The sequence below is a fragment of the Frederiksenia canicola genome (assembly GCF_011455495.1).
GTDB lineage: Bacteria > Pseudomonadota > Gammaproteobacteria > Enterobacterales > Pasteurellaceae > Frederiksenia > Frederiksenia canicola.
This window is the reverse complement of the sequence record NZ_CP015029.1, coordinates 1,433,364-1,450,798: the sequence shown is the minus strand read 5'-3', so window position 1 is coordinate 1,450,798 and position 17,435 is coordinate 1,433,364. Positions and strand designations below refer to the sequence as shown.

General features: G+C 41.0%; 17 protein-coding genes and 2 tRNA genes. 6 read left to right on the top strand and 13 right to left on the bottom strand.

What is annotated here, in order from left to right; translation table 11 throughout:
- Window positions 1-24: 24 nt before the first annotated feature.
- On the bottom strand, window positions 25-966 hold the full coding sequence (treR, locus tag A4G17_RS07095) for a trehalose operon repressor TreR (protein ID WP_123956268.1): 942 nt from the start codon (window positions 964-966) through the stop codon (window positions 25-27).
- Between the two features lie 237 nt (window positions 967-1,203).
- On the opposite strand from treR, the gene A4G17_RS07090 reads away from it, so the two are divergent.
- Window positions 1,204-3,222, top strand: coding sequence for an autotransporter domain-containing protein (locus tag A4G17_RS07090; RefSeq protein WP_123956269.1), 2,019 nt, complete (start codon window positions 1,204-1,206; stop codon window positions 3,220-3,222).
- Between the two features lie 203 nt (window positions 3,223-3,425).
- Here A4G17_RS07090 and hpt read toward each other — a convergent pair whose 3' ends face one another.
- The 3 genes from hpt to A4G17_RS07075 all read right to left on the bottom strand — a co-directional run bounded on the left by hpt (window position 3,426) and on the right by A4G17_RS07075 (window position 4,173).
- Window positions 3,426-3,965 (bottom strand): hypoxanthine phosphoribosyltransferase, encoded by a 540-nt coding sequence (gene hpt, locus A4G17_RS07085; protein WP_123956270.1) that lies wholly within the window; start codon window positions 3,963-3,965, stop codon window positions 3,426-3,428.
- A gap of 22 nt (window positions 3,966-3,987) precedes the next feature.
- Window positions 3,988-4,064: transfer RNA gene (locus tag A4G17_RS07080), tRNA-Arg, on the bottom strand.
- A 32-nt stretch (window positions 4,065-4,096) separates the two neighbouring features.
- Window positions 4,097-4,173: transfer RNA gene (locus A4G17_RS07075), tRNA-Pro, on the bottom strand.
- Window positions 4,174-4,334: 161 nt separating this feature from the next.
- Here A4G17_RS07075 and folD point away from each other — a divergent pair.
- Window positions 4,335-5,189 carry a bifunctional methylenetetrahydrofolate dehydrogenase/methenyltetrahydrofolate cyclohydrolase FolD gene (gene folD, locus A4G17_RS07070; protein WP_123956271.1) on the top strand — a complete coding sequence of 285 codons (855 nt, stop codon included), beginning with the start codon at window positions 4,335-4,337 and terminating at the stop codon, window positions 5,187-5,189.
- 69 nt (window positions 5,190-5,258) lie between these two features.
- Here folD and dapA read toward each other — a convergent pair whose 3' ends face one another.
- From dapA to mepM, 7 genes are all read right to left on the bottom strand, one after another.
- A complete protein-coding gene (gene dapA / locus A4G17_RS07065; protein ID WP_123956272.1) occupies window positions 5,259-6,146 on the bottom strand; it encodes a 4-hydroxy-tetrahydrodipicolinate synthase in 888 nt (295 codons plus the stop codon).
- Between the two features lie 94 nt (window positions 6,147-6,240).
- Window positions 6,241-6,777 carry a GNAT family N-acetyltransferase gene (locus A4G17_RS07060; RefSeq protein WP_123956273.1) on the bottom strand — a complete coding sequence of 179 codons (537 nt, stop codon included), beginning with the start codon at window positions 6,775-6,777 and terminating at the stop codon, window positions 6,241-6,243.
- Entirely contained in the window at window positions 6,774-7,595 is an 822-nt protein-coding gene (locus tag A4G17_RS07055; RefSeq protein WP_123956274.1) for a pyridoxal phosphatase, read from the bottom strand. Before A4G17_RS07055 ends, A4G17_RS07060 begins: the two co-directional genes overlap by 4 nt.
- A 65-nt stretch (window positions 7,596-7,660) precedes the next feature.
- Window positions 7,661-8,506, bottom strand: coding sequence for an OmpA family protein (locus A4G17_RS07050; protein WP_123956275.1), 846 nt, complete (start codon window positions 8,504-8,506; stop codon window positions 7,661-7,663).
- Window positions 8,507-8,641: 135 nt separating this feature from the next.
- Entirely contained in the window at window positions 8,642-10,360 is a 1,719-nt protein-coding gene (recJ, locus tag A4G17_RS07045) for a single-stranded-DNA-specific exonuclease RecJ (protein WP_123956276.1), read from the bottom strand.
- Window positions 10,361-10,465: 105 nt separating this feature from the next.
- Window positions 10,466-11,095, bottom strand: coding sequence for a bifunctional protein-disulfide isomerase/oxidoreductase DsbC (gene dsbC, locus A4G17_RS07040; RefSeq protein WP_418886406.1), 630 nt, complete (start codon window positions 11,093-11,095; stop codon window positions 10,466-10,468).
- A 63-nt stretch (window positions 11,096-11,158) separates the two neighbouring features.
- The gene (gene mepM / locus A4G17_RS07035) at window positions 11,159-12,727 is read right to left on the bottom strand and encodes a murein DD-endopeptidase MepM (RefSeq protein WP_123956278.1); all 1,569 of its coding nucleotides are present in this window, start codon (window positions 12,725-12,727) and stop codon (window positions 11,159-11,161) included.
- A 147-nt stretch (window positions 12,728-12,874) separates the two neighbouring features.
- Between mepM and znuC the strand changes: the two genes are divergently transcribed.
- The 3 genes from znuC (at window position 12,875) to A4G17_RS07020 (ending at window position 15,398) form a co-directional block, all read left to right on the top strand.
- Window positions 12,875-13,663 carry a zinc ABC transporter ATP-binding protein ZnuC gene (gene znuC, locus A4G17_RS07030; protein WP_123956279.1) on the top strand — a complete coding sequence of 263 codons (789 nt, stop codon included), beginning with the start codon at window positions 12,875-12,877 and terminating at the stop codon, window positions 13,661-13,663.
- An 8-nt stretch (window positions 13,664-13,671) separates the two neighbouring features.
- Window positions 13,672-14,466 (top strand): zinc ABC transporter permease subunit ZnuB, encoded by a 795-nt coding sequence (gene znuB, locus A4G17_RS07025; RefSeq protein ID WP_123956280.1) that lies wholly within the window; start codon window positions 13,672-13,674, stop codon window positions 14,464-14,466.
- 131 nt (window positions 14,467-14,597) lie between these two features.
- On the top strand, window positions 14,598-15,398 hold the full coding sequence (locus A4G17_RS07020) for a class II glutamine amidotransferase (RefSeq protein WP_123956281.1): 801 nt from the start codon (window positions 14,598-14,600) through the stop codon (window positions 15,396-15,398).
- Between the two features lie 98 nt (window positions 15,399-15,496).
- Here the strand turns inward: A4G17_RS07020 and lpcA are convergent, their stop codons facing one another.
- Window positions 15,497-16,081: a D-sedoheptulose 7-phosphate isomerase gene (lpcA, locus tag A4G17_RS07015; protein WP_123956282.1), complete on the bottom strand. Its 585-nt coding sequence runs from the start codon at window positions 16,079-16,081 to the stop codon at window positions 15,497-15,499.
- 154 nt (window positions 16,082-16,235) lie between these two features.
- Here lpcA and frr point away from each other — a divergent pair, with 154 nt between their 5' ends.
- Window positions 16,236-16,793, top strand: coding sequence for a ribosome recycling factor (gene frr / locus A4G17_RS07010; protein WP_123956283.1), 558 nt, complete (start codon window positions 16,236-16,238; stop codon window positions 16,791-16,793).
- Between the two features lie 52 nt (window positions 16,794-16,845).
- Here frr and tadA read toward each other — a convergent pair whose 3' ends face one another.
- A complete protein-coding gene (gene tadA / locus A4G17_RS07005; protein ID WP_123956284.1) occupies window positions 16,846-17,385 on the bottom strand; it encodes a tRNA adenosine(34) deaminase TadA in 540 nt (179 codons plus the stop codon).
- Between the last annotated feature and the right edge of the window lie 50 nt (window positions 17,386-17,435).

The window sequence follows — 17,435 nt, the reverse complement described above, 5'->3', positions numbered from 1 at the left end:
TAATTTTGCTCAAATCAGCACATTTTAGCTTAATTGACAGGCGACTACAGTATGTTGAATCGGCTCACCTTTTAGCAATACAAAGAGTTGATCCACAACAAAATCACCCACTGCAGAAAAGCCGAGATCGACACTGATCACATTCGGAAATAGGAAATGCAGCAGCGGATTGTTACCCACGCCACAGACTTGAATATCACTGCGTTGTTGCTCTTGTAAATATTTGACCACGCCAATTGCTTGCGTATCGGTGGCACATACAATTGCAGAAATTGGTTCGGAAATGACCGCTTGTACATTGCGATACGCCCAATCGTAGCCAAGTTCGCCCTGAATAGAACGAATGGGTAAATTATACTGTTGGCAGAACTGGAGGTAAGCTTGGTGACGAGTAAAACCTGTGGTTTGGTCGGCATCTTTCACCCCCAAATAGTGAATATGGCGGTGCCCTTGTTGATACAAACGTTCCATCAACATGGTCACCGCTTTATGATCGTCGTAACAAACCGATGAAATGGACGGATAACGCCGTGCAATTACCACCATTTTTTGCTGCCAGCCGTTTAGCATTGCTTCGTCCAATTCGGAAAATGCAAATAAAATCACGCCATCCACTCCCCGTTTTTGAAAAAACTTGAGATGATCTTTCACCAGTGATGGTTTAAACTGACTTTCTACAATGATCGGCTCACACTGCTCGGCATATAACAACGGCAAAATACCCGACAAAGCTTGATTTTCCGCACTGGAAGTCAAACGTGTGACGATAATTCCCACTGCCCGATTTTTCACTCCACGCATTGCCCGAGCAGATTTTGATGGCTGAAAGCCTTGCTCTCGAATGATTTTCTCCACTTTTTCACGCGTTACTGAACTCACGTTAGGATCATTATTCAGTACACGGGAAACCGTTGACTTCCCTACCCCACTAAGCTGGGCAATATCGTTAATTGTGAGTTTTTTCATATTATAGGCTCAAAAAAAGAATTGGGAGATTATCACTGATTTTTACACCGAAACAAAGCAAACTTACTCAACTGCTCTAACCAGTTTAACTAACCAATTGTTTTATAATGATAAAATTTAGTTACAAGCGGTCAGTTCTCACTGTTTTTTTGCAAAATTCGACAGGGGTTGAGCAAAAAAGTCCTAACGCACGGTGTGATCGCTTGTATTCCGATTTTTAAATGGAGAATCTACCTAATGAAAAAAACGACACTGGTACTTATTATTTCTACGTTCAGTATGGCCACCATGGCACAGAATGTTGTCGTCTTTGGCGATAGTCTAAGCGATATTGGTCAACAACATTGGGCACACAAAGCGAGCTATTACCGCAACGGTGTGGCAAATCCACTCTATAACGAAATGTTAGCTCAAATGCTTGGCAGTAAAATTCAATCATCAAGTCAAGGAGGTACTAACTACGCTTATAGCGGTGGTGTTGCCGTAGGAACAAATAGTACCCACACTACCAATCAACCCAATGTCGTCGTGCAAAAACAAATTCAAGATTATGTCGCGAAAGGTGTGAATGCAAATGACTTACACATTGTTTGGGTGGGCGGTAATGATATGGCATCAATTCTCACTCGAGCGTTAAGCGGCAGCAACCCTGTTGGTGAAGTACTTTCAGGTACAACCGAAGCGGCAGCAGCCAGTGCCATGCAATGGGCAACGCTCCGTCAAGCAGGCGTAGATACCGCAATTTTTCCCACGGTTCCAAATGTCTTGTACACCCCAGAAGTATTTCAAAAGTTTGGTCACTCTGCAGCAGAAAGACTAAAACAACTGGCAGGACAATCTGTCCCTAAATTTATGGCACGCCTACTCGGAAACGCATTTCTCAATGAGTTTAATAAAAACATAAGAAAGCTCAATAGCTCAAACCAGTACAGTCTTGCTGAGTTTGAACAAGCCCGTATTGAGGCACTCCAAAATACTATGGCTGGTTTATATCAAGGGGCTTTTGGATCAGCACTTGCCGCTAAAATGGATCAACAAACCGCAACACAAATGTTGATTAGTGAATATCAAAAAGCGGCAGAACAGGCTACAAAAGCAACGGCCCTCTTTAATGACCACACCACAAGGGCACTCAATAATGTGGGGGGCAACGTTGTTCGTTTAGATATAGATGCACTTTTCTTGGATTTACTCTCTCGCCCTGACGCCTATGGCTTAAATAATACCGTTGGTGTTGCGTGTAAGACGACAACAACGACAGCGTGTACAACGCCTGCAGCCAATGCAGATCAAATGTTGTTTGCAGACAGCTTCCACCCAAATACTATCGCCCACCAAGTGATGGCGGATTACATTTATACCACGTTAAACTCACCAAAAGATATGGTACTTTTAAGCCGCTTGGCGGAGCATAATCATGATCTTGCATTAAATATCGCTCGTAACGAAAGTAACCGCAACCGTTTACATCGGCAAGAAGAACGCACAGTGAGTGCATTTACTCAACATCAACGTCAAAATGATGGCAATGCGACTTTTGTTGGCTTAAAAGCCCAATTCACTCCAGAATGGCAACTTAGTGCAACAATGAGTCAGCAAAAACAACAAGCCAAACTAGGCACCGTTACGGCTGACAGCAAAACAAAATCATTCAACACGACTTTACGTTATGATGCTACAAAATGGTGGGTTGGAACAGGGGTGCAAGTCAGTAGCAACAATTACAAAACCCAACGTTCAGTGAAATTAGGTTCAGCTAATCATGCACAACAAGCCGAAACAAATGGTGCAACTATTTCTGCTGCGGTATTCGGTGGTTATGAATGGCGATTCAACAATAACGTAATCGCTGCAATTAGCGACATCACCTACAGCCAAAATAAAATTGCTGCCTTTGGTGAGCAACATATAGGACCAACTCGTTTAGCCTTCGCAGAACAAAAATACAACGAACTCAAAACAGGGATTGGTGCAGAATATCGCTTCCAAGGCGATCGGTTCCAACCATTTATTTCTGCACGTTGGATCAAAGATTGGTTAAACAAAGAACAGAAGCTTGGCGTACATTTGAATGGCAGTCAGTTCAAGGTAGCTTTACCCAAAACTGACCGTAGCTGGTTCAACCTCCAAGCCGGCGTAAACTACCAATTTGCAAAACTTCCATTGGATCTGACCGCTTACATTAGTCAAGACATTGGTAGAAATGAAGAAATTGGTGGAACAACGGCGAATTTAGGGTTGCGTTATCAGTTCTAATCACAGCACACTTAATTAAAAGGTGATCATATATGCTCACCTTTTAGGCAAACCAACAGTTCTTTCCTAAATACCCCAATATTTAGCCATAAAAAATACCGTTTGACGTGTTCTTCAAACGGTATTTTAATGCCCATAAAGAGAGTTAAGCCTAGTAATAAAAACTAATCTACAAGCGGTCAGATTCTCAAAAAATGTTGCAATTACTCATCAATCACAACTTTGGCAATGTAGTCCAAATTGCGGTAATGTTGAGCATAATCAATTCCATACCCTACGACAAATTCATCAGGAATGGCAAAACCAATCCACTCAACCGGCACATCAACTTCACGACGAGAAGGTTTATCAAGCAAAGTACAGATCGCCACAGAACGAGGATCACGTAACTTCAAAATTTCACGAACTTTATCAAGGGTAAAGCCTGTATCAATAATATCTTCAACAATTAATACATCTTTGCCGTGAATTTCCCCATCAAGATCTTTTAAGATCTTCACATCTCGGCTTGATTCTGTGCTTGAACCATAGCTAGACGCCGTTAGAAAATCCACCTCAATCGGCAATTGTAATTCACGAACAAGATCAGCCATAAACATAAAAGAACCACGTAATAACCCAACAACAACGAGGCTCTCACAGTGATTATGCTGATAGTAATGATTAATTTCTTTACCTAATTCTTTAATACGTTGATGAACATCTTCACGAGAAATAAGTGTTTCAATGTGGTGTTTTTTCATAAGTGTCACTGCTGTTGTTTAATGGCACGCCCTAAAGGATTCGAACCTTTGACCCACGCCTTAGAAGGGCGTTGCTCTATCCAGCTGAGCTAAGGGCGCAGTGTAAGGAATCATGTTGAAATGAAAAGAAATGGTCGGCGAGATAGGATTTGAACCTACGACCCACTGGTCCCAAACCAGTTGCGCTACCAAGCTGCGCTACTCGCCGATAAAGATAGGAGCATTATAATTTCTTTTTAAACATCGTCAATCATTTTTATATAGCAAGGCTTTGAATGTCTGTTCTTTGAACATTAAAACGATATTTTACTTATCAAACCACGCTTTTTTTGAGAAAATAGCAAACGTTTTCGTTTCTTAGGAGTTGCAATGTCTGCCCAAATTATTTCAGGTTCTGCCCTTTCAAGCCAAATCAAAGATGAGATCGCTCAGCAAATCAAACAATATCAGGAAAAAGGGAAACGAAGCCCAGGACTAGCTGTTATCTTGGTAGGTTCAGATGCTGCTTCACAAGTTTATGTAAACAGTAAACGTAAAAGCTGTGCTGAAATTGGTATTCAGTCAAAATCATTCGATTTACCACAAGAAACTAGCGAACAAGCGTTACTCAAATTGATTGATGAGTTAAATCATGACGAAAGCGTAGACGGTATTTTAGTACAGCTACCATTGCCTTCTCATATTGATACGACAAAAGTGATTGAAGCAATTCAGCCAGACAAAGATGTCGATGGCTTCCATCCTTATAATGTGGGAAGACTGTGCCAACGCATTCCCACTTTGCGAGCTTGCACGCCTTACGGTGTTATGAAATTGCTTGAAACGACGGGGATTGACTTATATGGGAAGCATGCTGTCATTGTAGGAGCATCAAATATTGTTGGTCGTCCAATGGCATTAGAGTTATTACTCGGTGGTTGTACCGTCACGGTCACTCATCGTTTTACTAAAGATTTAGCCTCACATATTCGTCAAGCCGATATTTTAGTTGTCGCTGTTGGCAAACCTCAGTTTATATCAGGTGAGTGGGTTAAAGAAGGTGCTGTTGTAATTGATGTGGGGATTAATCGTCTTGATGGAAAACTGGTAGGCGATGTTGAGTTTGATATAGCAAGCCAAAAAGCCAGCTTTATTACTCCTGTACCTGGTGGAGTTGGACCGATGACAGTTGCAATGCTGATGCAAAATACGTTGCAAGCCTATCAACAACACATTAGAGAATAGCAAGCGGTTAGATTCTCTTCAACATTTGCAAAGCCCCGTTAGAGATAACGGGGCTTTGTTTTTTCAGTGCTAAACTAGTCCTGCTTTTTGTAATGCCGCAAGCACTTTTGGCTGCGATTCTTCTGATAAAAGTGTCAACGGTAAACGTAAACTTGGTTGCGAAATCAAGCCTATTTTATAGGCTGCCCATTTTACCGGAATTGGATTACCTTCGATAAATAAATCATGGTGTAACCCCATTAAACGCTCATTGATTTCGTCCGCTTCTTCAAATTTACCTTCCAAGGCTAATTCGCACATTTTCGCCATATCGGCAGCAGCTAGGTTATTGGTAACAGAAATCACACCTTGCCCACCGAGTTTCATCGATTCTAGACCTGTCGCATCATCACCACTTAAGAAAATAAAATCCTCACCCGCAAGCTCTTTAATTTGTTTCACACGGCTGACATCGCCAGTTGCCTCTTTAATTCCAACGATATTTGGAATTTTTGCTAAACGTGCTACGGTTTCTGGCTTCAAATCACTCCCTGTACGACTTGGGACATTATAGAGAATTTGTGGAAGATCAGAAGCTTCTGCGATGGTTTTGAAATGCTGATACATGCCTTCTTGTGTTGGCTTGTTGTAATAAGGCACAACGGTCAAACAACCTGCAACACCGCTATCACCAAGTAATTTGGTTAAGGTAATGGCTTCATTCGTTGAGTTTGAACCTGTGCCTGCAATAATTGGAATACGACCTGCGGCATATTCTACACCTTTTTTAATTAAACGGACTTGCTCGTCAATCGTGAGTGTAGTTGATTCACCTGTGGTTCCGACTAAAACGATAGCATGTGTTCCTGCGTTGATGTGGAATTCAATGAGCTTTTTTAAGTCTTCAAAACTAATTTCGCCATCAATCATTGGCGTGAGTAATGCCACAATACTGCCTGAAAATAACGGTTTTGCCATCACTTATCTCCTGTCTATTTATTATGAATAATCTGCTTGCTAGATTGCAAAATTCGGCTTAAATATGCAAGCAGTTTATGCAATTTTTGCAAAATTATTCGTGAATCTCACCGCTTGTAATGCCTTTTTGATAAGACATCATTAGCAGCGTTCGCCATTTATCTTTACCCTGCTCATCTTTTCCCATATTTGCAATATTTGGGAAACGCCCCCAACATTCAAATTGATGCTTTTTCATCAAGCTTTGGCTGACTTGGTTCATCTCAAACACATACGCCATCAGCGTATGAATTTCATGATCGAGCATCACATCTTGCATATATTGAATGATTTTTGAGCCATATCCTTTGCCTTTAGCAGATGCATCGAGATAGATGCTAATTTCAGAAGTATGCACAAAAGCAGGTCGCTCATAGAATGGCGAAAAACTAAACCATCCTGCAATTCCTGTGCCATCCTCCACCGTCCAAAGCGGGTATTTTTCGCTATTTAAATGGAAATCAAACCAACCTTGACGGCTTTGTTGTGTCGCCAAAAACAGATCGGCGGTGACTTGATGAGTGGGGATAGCTTGGTTGTAAATACCTAAAATGTATTGAAAATCAGCTGGTTGTGATTTGCGGATAATCATTTGACGATCCCTAATAACTGGTTCAAGGTTTGAGCAATGCTATCTTCATTGTTTGAGCCGATGGTCATTTTAGCATGCTGTTGAACTTCTTGCTCTGACTCCCCCATCGCAATGCCCATACCAACAGTAGATAACATACTAATATCATTGAAGTTATCACCAAAGGCAATCACATTTTTGGGATCAATATTTTCAAGTTTCAGCAATTCTGTTAAACATTCCCCTTTGCTGTTTCCTTGAGCCGTAATATCAACGCGATCGACCCAAGACCATTCAGGACTGAATTGATCAAGCGGTAACTTTTCAACAAAATTTTGCATTTTTTCCAGATCAGGATCACTAATGAGCACTTTCCAAATTAAGGTATTACCATCTAACAGTTCGGGGAAATTCACCTGCTTGACACTTGGTCGTACACTATCTTCGCAGCTATCCACCCATTTGAGAAACTTGGTGAAATGCGCATTGAGTTGTTCGTAAGTCATGCTATCTCGTGTATAAATTGCAACGTGGATACCAAGTTCTTGAGCTGACTTCACCAGAAAATTGGCTTGTGCTGTGGTCAGTGGATTACCCCATAGCACTTTATCCTGTTTAAAATCATAAAGATAGGTGCCGTTACAACAAACTACTGGTGTATCCAAACCGAGTTCGTGATAGTAAGGACGTACCGCTGTATGATGGCGTCCTGTCACAATAAAAACTTTCAATCCCAAGGCTTGGGCTTGCTTAATTGCTTGTTTACTAGAATCTAAGATTGTGGCTTGGCTAGTCAATAAAGTACCATCAAGGTCAAATGCAATAGCTTGGTAAAACATAAACTCTCCGAATAGAAAAAAAGAAAGGGCGATTGACTCACCCTTTCTGTTCTTGCTGTTAAAAATTATTTGTTACCGTCATATGATGGTGTTTGATAAAGTGGTGTAGGACCATTTGGACCTGCGACATTGCCACCTTCATTTTGCTTCATTACACCACCGTTTGCAGAGATTTCTACACGACGGTTAGGACGTAAGCAGTCTCTTAACTCTTGACCGTGAACACCATCACAAGCTTTCACTTGGTTAGCTTTACCGTAGCCTACTGCATCCATTTGTGCTGTTACGCCTTGTTGTGCTAAACGTGCTTTAACCATATTTGCACGGCGTTGTGAAAGGTTCAAGTTATATTGTTCTGAACCTAAACGGTCGGTATAACCAGCAATTTTCACCTGTTGAGCACCAGAAGATTTTAATTGTGCAGCAACATTATCAACGACCTCTTTACCTTTTGCTGTTAAAGTGTCCTTGTCGAAATCAAACAAGAAATCACCACTTAAGTTGAAGGCTGAATTACCGTTACAACCATTTGGATACCAGTAGAAGCTTTGTGCATTCATATTTTTGTCAAATAAAATTTTAAATTGACAGATTTTGTGCATACCGTTTTCACGATAGTTGAATGCGTAGTCCCATTCACGAACACCGTATAAACCTTCCGCAAAGTGTGGACGACCAATTAAGTTATAAAGCTCGTCTTTGTTCATACCACGTTCAATTTGACGAACATTTTCCCAGTTTGGCCAAGAACCAAATTGTGAACCATCGTGGTTAAACTTAGATTCAGAAATTTTTGGGAAAACTGGATTGTCAGTAGTACCTTCATCAGATACTTTGCTTAAATTACCACAAGCTGTTACAGCAAGAGCAACACTTGTTAATAGTAGACTGCGAGAAATTGTTTTGTTCATTTTAAGGCGTCCTTTTGAAAATGAGGATAAAAGCTTACCGAAATTCAAAATAAAGTTTTACTTTATTAGGCATAACGTAAAATCTCTCAAATTGTACACTACAAAATATATTTGTTCTAGCTTTTTATTCATAATTTAAATTGATAAATTTTCTATCATAAGCTGAATATTTCGATTGCCACGGAATTCATTTATTTCTAATCTATACACTAATCTTGCTGATTTTATTGATAAATCAGGATATTGCCGTAAATCAACATTAAACCATATCGCATCTAACAGCATTCCATCACGGCTTTCGACAAGTAATTTAAGGTGTCTTTCTCCAACTAAACGTTGTTGTAAAATACGAAACTCTCCTTCAAATAAAGGTTCGGCAAAATGTTGTCCCCAAGGCCCTGCATTTTTGATTAATTCTGCGGTTGCTAAATTTAATTCATTGTGAGCTAATTCACCATCAGTATAAATAACGCCAGTTAATTGTTCTGGCTCAACAAAGTCTTGAAGAGTTTGGTTAAATATTTGCTGAAATAACCCTAAGTTTTCTTCCGCAATAGTCAACCCCGCTGCCATTGCATGCCCGCCAAATTTGACTAACAGATTAGGATGATAAGTGTCAATTCGCTCAAATAAATCACGAATATGAACGCCTGAAATCGATCGTGCTGATCCTCGTAAAAATTTTCCTTCAGCATCGTCTTGAGCAAACGCTATTACAGGTCGATGGAATTGATCTTTAATGCGAGAAGCCAAGATACCAATCACGCCTTGATGCCAATCTGGTTGGTACAATATGATGCCATGAGCAGAATCACTGTCTGCAATATTAGGAAGCTTGGCACAAATTGCTAACGCTTCGCTTTTCATTTCTTGCTCAAACTCTTTACGGGTTTGATTAAGTGCATCTAACTCTAAAGCTAATTGACGAGCCTCAGATAAATTATCACTAATCAATAATTCAACCCCAAGCGACATATTTTCCAAACGCCCTGCGGCATTCAAGCGTGGGGCAATCGCAAAGCCAAGATCACTGGCTTGCAAGCTGGCTAGATCACGTTTACTGACTTCTGCAAGGGCTTGAATACCCACTCGACAATGGCCTGAACGAATACGATGTAATCCCTGAGCGATCAAAATACGATTATTATGATCAAGAGGCACCACATCGGCCACCGTACCTAATGCAACGAGATCGAGTAATTCTGTGATATTCGGCTCTGGTTTACCTTCAAATACATTTTCTTGGCGTAACTTTGCTCGCAACGCAACCATAACATAAAAGATAACCCCTACCCCCGCTAATGACTTCGAAGGAAAATCGCAAGCAGCCAGATTTGGATTGACCATCGCATCAGCTGCGGGTAATTCGTCTGAAGGTAAATGGTGATCCGTCACCAACACTTTGATTTGATGAGATTTCAGTAAATTAATGCCATCGAAAGATGAAATGCCGTTATCGACCGTCAGCACTAAATCAGCCCCTTTTGCGATCACCATTTTGGCGACATCAACACTTAGCCCGTATCCTTGGGAAAAACGATCAGGAATGAGATAATCAACAGACTGAAAACCGAATTGTCGCAATGCTAAAATGGCTAGTGCTGTACTTGTTGCACCATCGGCATCAAAATCCCCAACAATCACAATGCGTGCTTGTGTTTGATAACTTTGCCATAACAGCTCAACCGCTTGCTCTATATTTACGAGTAAATTTGGATTATGTAGATGTTTTAAAGAGAGTTCCAATTCTCTGCGAGATACCACGCCTCGAGCTTGGTAAAGGCGATTTAAAAGGGGAATTTCAGATAGGTTCTCCGTAGTCAGCAACGGACGACGTTTAATGATTTTTTGCATTATAAGTAAAATAACATCAATCGGATATAAAGTAACGAAAACAACAAGCGGTCAGTTCCGATGAAAAATTTGCAAATTTTTGCGAGAATCTGACCGCTTGTAAGATTATTGGTTAAGCATACTGAGTAATTCTTTTGGCTCTACAAAGCCTGGAATAACTTGGCCTTCTTCAGTGATAATATTTGGTGTGCCATTTACCCCAAATTTGATGCCTAACTCATAATGTTTTTTAACAATATTGGGTGTTTTTTGCTCTTTTGGTAAGTTTCCTTTTTCCGCTTCATCCAAAGCAAACACCTTGTCTTTCGCTGTCCAAATGGCTTCCATCTGTTTTGCGGTTTGCGTATTCATTCCACCACGCGGGAAAGCTAAATAGCGAACAGTAATCCCTAAGTCGTTATATTCTTTCATTTTTCCATGTAATAAATGGCAGTAATGGCAAGTAATATCCATAAATACCGTGACCACATGTTTTTGATTCTTCGCGGGATAAACAATCATTTCATCTTTTAGGCTCTCCAGTTGAGAAAGCAACGCTTGATTTGTAATATCAATGGCTTTGCCATTTTTTAACTCAAAAATATTTCCATAAATCACAAAACGACCATCTTGACTGATTTGTACAACGCCTTGATCAGACACTGCGGTTTTAAAACCCGGTAATGCAGAATCGGATAGCATCACATTTGTTGCCCCAACGGCTTCAAGTTGCTTTTGTAAATTCACTTCAGCCATCAAGCTTGTGGAAAAAAGTGTACCTAAAATAAGTGTAGCCAATTTTTTTTGCATATATATTCCTTAAAGTTTAAGTTTTGACTCGATAGATTTTGCTTTAACTAAAAATGCCTTACGCTCTTTGTCTGGCATTCCCGATCCTGTTCCTGGCAGTTTTACCGTCATTGGATTGACTGGGTGCCCATTGATATGAAACTCATAATGTAAATGCGGTCCTGTCGAACGTCCCGTGTTGCCTGAAAGTGCAATACGTTCGCCTTTTTTAACAGATTGCCCAACTCTCACTAATTGACGGCTTAAGTGCATATAAACCGTTGTATATTGCCCCCCATGACGGATTTTAATATAACGCCCCGCCCCATTTGCTTGATAGGCCACGTGTTCTACCACACCATCGGCAGGTGCAATAATTGGGGTGCCTATAGGTAATCCAAAATCGACGCCTTTATGCGGTGCGACTCGGCGGGTTACAGGGTGTAATCGTCTTGGGTTAAACGGTGATGAAATTCTTGGTTTTGATTGCAATGGATAGCGAGCAAAGCCTTTTCCGAGCGTCTCACCATGGCGACTATAATAACGGCCATTATCCGCTTGAATCGCATAATAACTTTTATTGCTTGTCATCAAATGAATCGCTTCCACATTGCCTAATTCGGTGACTTTGCCATTGATATATTCACGTTTCACTAAAATGACAAACTTATCCCCTTTTTTTAATTTATTGAGAGAAACTTGCCATTGTAAAGCGGCAACCAGCTGATTAATTTGACGCGATGAAAGCCCTTGAGCTTTTAAACTTGATTTAAAGTCACCATTGATCGAGCCACGTACAATATCTTGCCGCCATTCACCTTGTTTTTTAACGGTTTGTACCGAAAATTGATTTTCGGATTTCCGCTCAAAAATTTTTTCTTCTTTTTCAGAGACGAGCCAGTTCATATATTCCAGCTCACCGTCTTTACCTAGAATCCAGTAAAACTGCTGACCCGCACTTAATTTCGCTAACTGCGGAAATTTTTTCTCTAAAAATTTTGCCGTAGCAGGGCTTAAACCCGATTGTTCCAAAACATCTTGTAACTTATCGCCCTTCGCGACAGTATAGCTAAACTGATTTTGAATTCTGATTGCCTCATCAGCCACGTCCAAAAAACTATTCAATGCCTCTTCTGCATCAGGAGATAATAAATCATCTTGTTTTAGTCCTTCCGCTTGCAGTCTTTGAATGGTTTCATCATCAATATCATCTTCTGCCACAAAATCATCTTCATAAGACGTTGCATTTTCATCCACCACACCTTGTGAAACAGGTTCTTCTAACTCACCTTGTTCGATTTGAATATAGGTGAGAGTTTGGCTATCTTCCGGTAGCCATGACAGAGCCATTAATGCTGTGTTCGCAGCAAAAGTGGAAATGGGATCGACATTTTCCGTGGTAACAAGCGGTAAGTTCCCGTCTTTTTTTTGCAAACCACTCGTCGCAGAAACATTGAGTGCTATCGACGTGTTCTCTTGTGAAGTGTTAAATGTGAGAAAAATTCCAATAGATGCGGAAAGTATCGCCACTAAAAACGCAATCGCTTTTAAGCGATATTTCTTACGTCGACGATCTCGTGCAAAAACAACATGTTGCAAAGTATTACCCTAAATTCTTTATTCATTCTAAACATTATTTGATTTGAGTTGCTTCTGACAGAGCGAAGAACAAAAAATTCCGTCCGTTCTTGTCAAAATGATAAAAATCCGCTACTTTTAGCGAAAATTCATACCCATAAAAATTTAATGCAAATTAGCCAAATTCGACCTTTGATCGACCGTTCCAAACCACCATTAGTGCAGCTAGACAATATCAATGTGACTTTTGATCAGCAGCCGATTTTACAAAACATTAGCCTAAAAATTTACCCGAACTCGATCACGACGATTGTCGGCCCAAATGGTGGTGGGAAATCCACCCTCCTTAAAGTGTTGCTGAAATTATTGCCGGCCACAAGCGGTCAAGTTTCACATCAAAAAGGCTTAAAAATCGGCTATGTGCCACAAAAATTGCATCTTGATCCCTCTATTCCAATCACCGTTCGCAAGTTTTTATCGCTAAAACCAAACGGCACAAATGCCCTGATTGATGAAGCCCTATCGCTGTTTTCAATTAACCATTTGAGCGAAAATCGAATGCAAAAATTATCAGGCGGTGAACTGCAACGTGTACTGCTTGCTCGGGCGATTTTGGATCGTCCACAACTATTAGTGTTAGATGAGCCGATGCAAGGTGTGGATATTACAGGGCAAACGGAACTCTATCAACTGCTAAATAAAACTCGAGCGTGGTTAAACTGTGCGATTTTAATGGTTTCGCACGATTTAAACATCGTGATGGCAAATACCGACGAAGTGTTATGCGTTAATCGTCATATTTGCTGTGCTGGTACGCCAGAAATGATTTCAAGCGAGCCGAGTTTTATTCACTTTTTTGGTGATCAATTTGCTAAAAACGTGGCAATTTACGCGCATAAACACAATCACCATCACGATTTACACGGCGATGTCTGTCGTGGAAACTGCCAACATTAAGAGAATTTATGTTTGAGATTTTATTTCCCGCTTGGCTTGCAGGTTTGTTGCTTGCCTTTGTGACCGCCCCGCTCGGTGCTTTTGTGGTGTGGCGAAAAATGGCGTATTTTGGCGATACCCTTTCCCACTCTGCTTTACTTGGCGTAGCGTTAGGTATTTTTCTGCAAATCGATCCCTATATTGCAGTGATCGGAATGACGATTTTACTCGCTCTCGGTTTGGTCTGGCTGGAACAGCATTCTAACCATTCTGTCGATACTATTCTCGGCATCATCGCCCATTGCAGCTTGTCTCTTGGGGTGATTACCATCAGCCTGCTTGATAATGTGCGGGTCGATTTAATGTCTTATTTATTTGGCGACCTGCTGGCGATCGATTTTAATGATGTGATCTTCATCGCCGCTGGTGTGCTGTTTATCGTCACGGTGTTAGGCTTTTTCTGGAAAAAATTGCTATCGATTACCGTCAGCCCCGAACTCGCCCAAATCGAAGGTTTAAATATTACTCGTTTGCGGTTATTGCTGATGCTACTTACTGCCTTAACTATCGCATTAAGTATGAAATTCGTTGGAGCGTTAATCATTACATCGCTGTTGGTTATCCCGTCCGCTACCGCCCGCCGTTTCGCCCGCACCCCAGAAATGATGGTTATTTATGCCATTTTGTTTAGCGTTTTAGCCATTACTGGCGGCTTAATTTTTTCAGGGCTAAAAGATACACCCGCCGGTCCGTCTGTTGTTGTTTGTGCAGGAGCGATGTTCTTGCTTTCGTTATGCAAAAAAAAACGCAGAATAGATCAATAAATTCTAATTTAGGCTATTGCTATTTTTGCAAATTTTCTTGAGAATTTGACCGCTTGTAAACCTTCATTCTGCCCCTGCTTTAGCGGGGGCAGAATTTAACATTCATAAACATATAAAAGAAGTAAAAAATTATGTGCCAATTACTTGGAATGAATTGCAACACGCCAACCGATATTACCTTTTCTTTTGAAGGCTTTCGCCGCCGTGCAGGATTAACCGACTGCCACACGGATGGTTTCGGCATTGCTTTTTTTGAAGGCAAAGGCGTGCGAATTTTCCGCGATAATCGCCCTGGTGCTTCTTCACCTATGGCGGATCTCGTTAGCCAATATCGTATCAAATCCTACAACGTTATCGCCCATATTCGAAAAGCGACTCGTGGTGAAATCAATTTAGAAAATACTCACCCTTTTATTCGTGAAATATGGGGGGAGAATTGGGTGTTTGCCCACAATGGCACAGTCGAAAATCTTAGCATTTGCCCAAACAATCATTACCAACCAATTGGCACCACAGATTCTGAAATTGCCTTCTGTTGTATTGCCGCCAAACTCAAGGAACGTTTTCCACAAAAACCAAGTGAAAAAGAAATTTTTGATGCAGTGGTTGAAATCACGAGTAAAATTGCGGAGCATGGCGTGTTCAATTTTATTTTATCGAACGGACATTGGATGATTGCCCGTTGCTCGACTAATCTACATTATGTTTGTCGCAAAGCCCCATTTGGCACAGCGTTGCGTGATGATGACGTAATGATCGACTTCCGTGATTACACTTGCGAAACCGACAAAGTCACTATCATTACCACCCAGCCGCTCACTAAAAATGAGAGCTGGACAAAAATGAAAAACGGTGGCTATGTCTTTTTCAAAGAAGGTGATGTGCTGTTTGAAATTGAAGGTACATTACCCGAGTGCAAACCACACGTTTAGATTGGCAAAATTCTTAAAGGAACTACCCGCTTGTTAGCCAACAAGCCGTTGTTTTTTATATAGCAATAAACGAAAAAGGGGCATAGCCCCTTTATTTTTTAAGCACTTTTCGCCATTTCAAATTCAATTAACATCATCAAAATGTGGATCACTTTGATGTGAATTTCTTGAATACGGTCGGCATAGCGGAAATGCGGTACACGAATTTCGACATCCGCAAGCCCTGCCATTTGCCCGCCGTCTTTACCTGTCATGGCAATTACTTTCATCCCTTTTTTCTTCGCGGCTTCAATCGCATTTAAGATGTTTTTCGAATTACCCGAAGTCGATAAACCAAACAATACATCGCCTTTTTGCCCCACCGCTTCAACATAGCGAGAAAAGACATATTCGTAGCCGAAATCGTTACTCACGCAACTCAAATGACTGACATCAGAAATCGCAATCGCTGGGTAGCCTGGGCGATTCTCACGATAACGCCCCGTGAGTTCTTCAGCAAAGTGCATGGCATCGCAGTGAGAACCGCCATTACCACAAGAAAGCACTTTACCGCCCTGTTTAAAGCTATCAGAAATTAACAAGGCTGCTTGTTGAATCAATTTCAAGTTATTTTCGTCACGAATGAATTTATCTAATACTTCAGCGGCTTCTTGCAGTTCCGCTAAAATTTGTTGTTGATACATTGAATGCTCCTTTGCAAAAAAATCATCAAATCCGACCGCTTGTCATACGGTAGTTATGCAAAGTCTATCACACCCGACCACACTTAACACTAGGAAAAACCTTGAAAATTAGGTAGAATCTCTGCGTTTTTGTGTTTAATCAAAGGAACAAACAATGATCAACGAAATTAAAAAAGATACGCAAGATCGTATGGAAAAAAGCCTTGAAGCGTTAAAAGGTCACATTTCAAAAATCCGTACTGGTCGTGCTCAACCAAGTTTATTAGACGGTATTCAAGTAGATTACTACGGTTCTGCTACTCCTCTTCGTCAATTAGCTAACGTGGTTGCAGAAGATGCCCGCACTTTAGCCGTCACTGTTTTCGACCGTTCTTTAATCAGTGCTGTTGAAAAAGCGATTTTAACCTCAGATTTAGGTTTAAATCCGTCTTCTGCGGGTACAACAATTCGTGTACCACTTCCACCACTTACAGAAGAACGCCGCCGCGATTTAATCAAAATCGTAAAAAGTGAAGGCGAACAAGGCAAAGTGGCAATTCGTAACGTGCGTCGTGATGCGAATGATAAAATCAAAGCATTAGAAAAAGAGAAAGCGATCAGCGAAAACGAAGAACGCAAAGCACAAGAAGATATCCAAAAAATCACCGACACTTACATTAAGAAAGTGGATGAAATTTTGGCTGATAAAGAAAAAGAGTTAATGGATTTCTAATTGAACTCATATCCCCGACTAGTTCACTATTCGGGGATTTTTTTGCAAAAAATTAGTCGGAAGTAACCGCTTGTAGGGCTTTTAGCCGTTTCTGTTCTGCTCGACGTTGTTGGAAAAATCGGCTGATTTTTTGGCTACATTCTACTGCCATCACGCCACCACGAATTTGTAGGGTATGGTTCATTTTAAAATCTTCAAAAAAGTGAAAACGTGAGCCAATTGCCCCCGTTTTATAATCACTCGCCCCAAAAACTAACCGCCCGATTCGGCTATGTAAAATCGCCCCCGCACACATTGTGCAAGGCTCAAGGGTAACGTACAAAGTGGTATCAAGCAGGCGGTAATTTTCCACTTTCTGCCCTGCCATTCGGATCGCCTGAATTTCAGCATGTGCCGTTGGGTCAGACAGCACAATCGAACGGTTCCAGCCTTCGCCTAAAATCTCACCGCTTGCCGAAACTAACACCGCCCCCACAGGAATTTCGCCTTCAGCTTCGGCATTATTCGCAAGGTGTAAAGCGTGCTGCATAAAGTGGAAATCTTGATCAGAAAGGGATAAATCGCAATGGGTTTGAGTGGATTGGATGAACATTTTACAAAATTCGTAGAATTTAATGAAAATTCCCTCCTCCGCTTGCGGGG

Coding starts and splice junctions, on each gene's coding strand:
- treR (WP_123956268.1), bottom strand. CDS start 966: ATGAAAAAACTCACAATTAACGATATTGCCCAGCTTAGTGGGGTAGGG.
- A4G17_RS07090 (WP_123956269.1), top strand. CDS start 1,204: ATGAAAAAAACGACACTGGTACTTATTATTTCTACGTTCAGTATGGCC.
- hpt (WP_123956270.1), bottom strand. CDS start 3,965: ATGAAAAAACACCACATTGAAACACTTATTTCTCGTGAAGATGTTCAT.
- folD (WP_123956271.1), top strand. CDS start 4,335: ATGTCTGCCCAAATTATTTCAGGTTCTGCCCTTTCAAGCCAAATCAAA.
- dapA (WP_123956272.1), bottom strand. CDS start 6,146: ATGGCAAAACCGTTATTTTCAGGCAGTATTGTGGCATTACTCACGCCA.
- A4G17_RS07060 (WP_123956273.1), bottom strand. CDS start 6,777: ATGATTATCCGCAAATCACAACCAGCTGATTTTCAATACATTTTAGGT.
- A4G17_RS07055 (WP_123956274.1), bottom strand. CDS start 7,595: ATGTTTTACCAAGCTATTGCATTTGACCTTGATGGTACTTTATTGACT.
- A4G17_RS07050 (WP_123956275.1), bottom strand. CDS start 8,506: ATGAACAAAACAATTTCTCGCAGTCTACTATTAACAAGTGTTGCTCTT.
- recJ (WP_123956276.1), bottom strand. CDS start 10,360: ATGCAAAAAATCATTAAACGTCGTCCGTTGCTGACTACGGAGAACCTA.
- dsbC (WP_418886406.1), bottom strand. CDS start 11,095: ATGGCTGAAGTGAATTTACAAAAGCAACTTGAAGCCGTTGGGGCAACA.
- znuC (WP_123956279.1), top strand. CDS start 12,875: ATGCAAATTAGCCAAATTCGACCTTTGATCGACCGTTCCAAACCACCA.
- znuB (WP_123956280.1), top strand. CDS start 13,672: ATGTTTGAGATTTTATTTCCCGCTTGGCTTGCAGGTTTGTTGCTTGCC.
- A4G17_RS07020 (WP_123956281.1), top strand. CDS start 14,598: ATGTGCCAATTACTTGGAATGAATTGCAACACGCCAACCGATATTACC.
- lpcA (WP_123956282.1), bottom strand. CDS start 16,081: ATGTATCAACAACAAATTTTAGCGGAACTGCAAGAAGCCGCTGAAGTA.
- frr (WP_123956283.1), top strand. CDS start 16,236: ATGATCAACGAAATTAAAAAAGATACGCAAGATCGTATGGAAAAAAGC.
- tadA (WP_123956284.1), bottom strand. CDS start 17,385: ATGTTCATCCAATCCACTCAAACCCATTGCGATTTATCCCTTTCTGAT.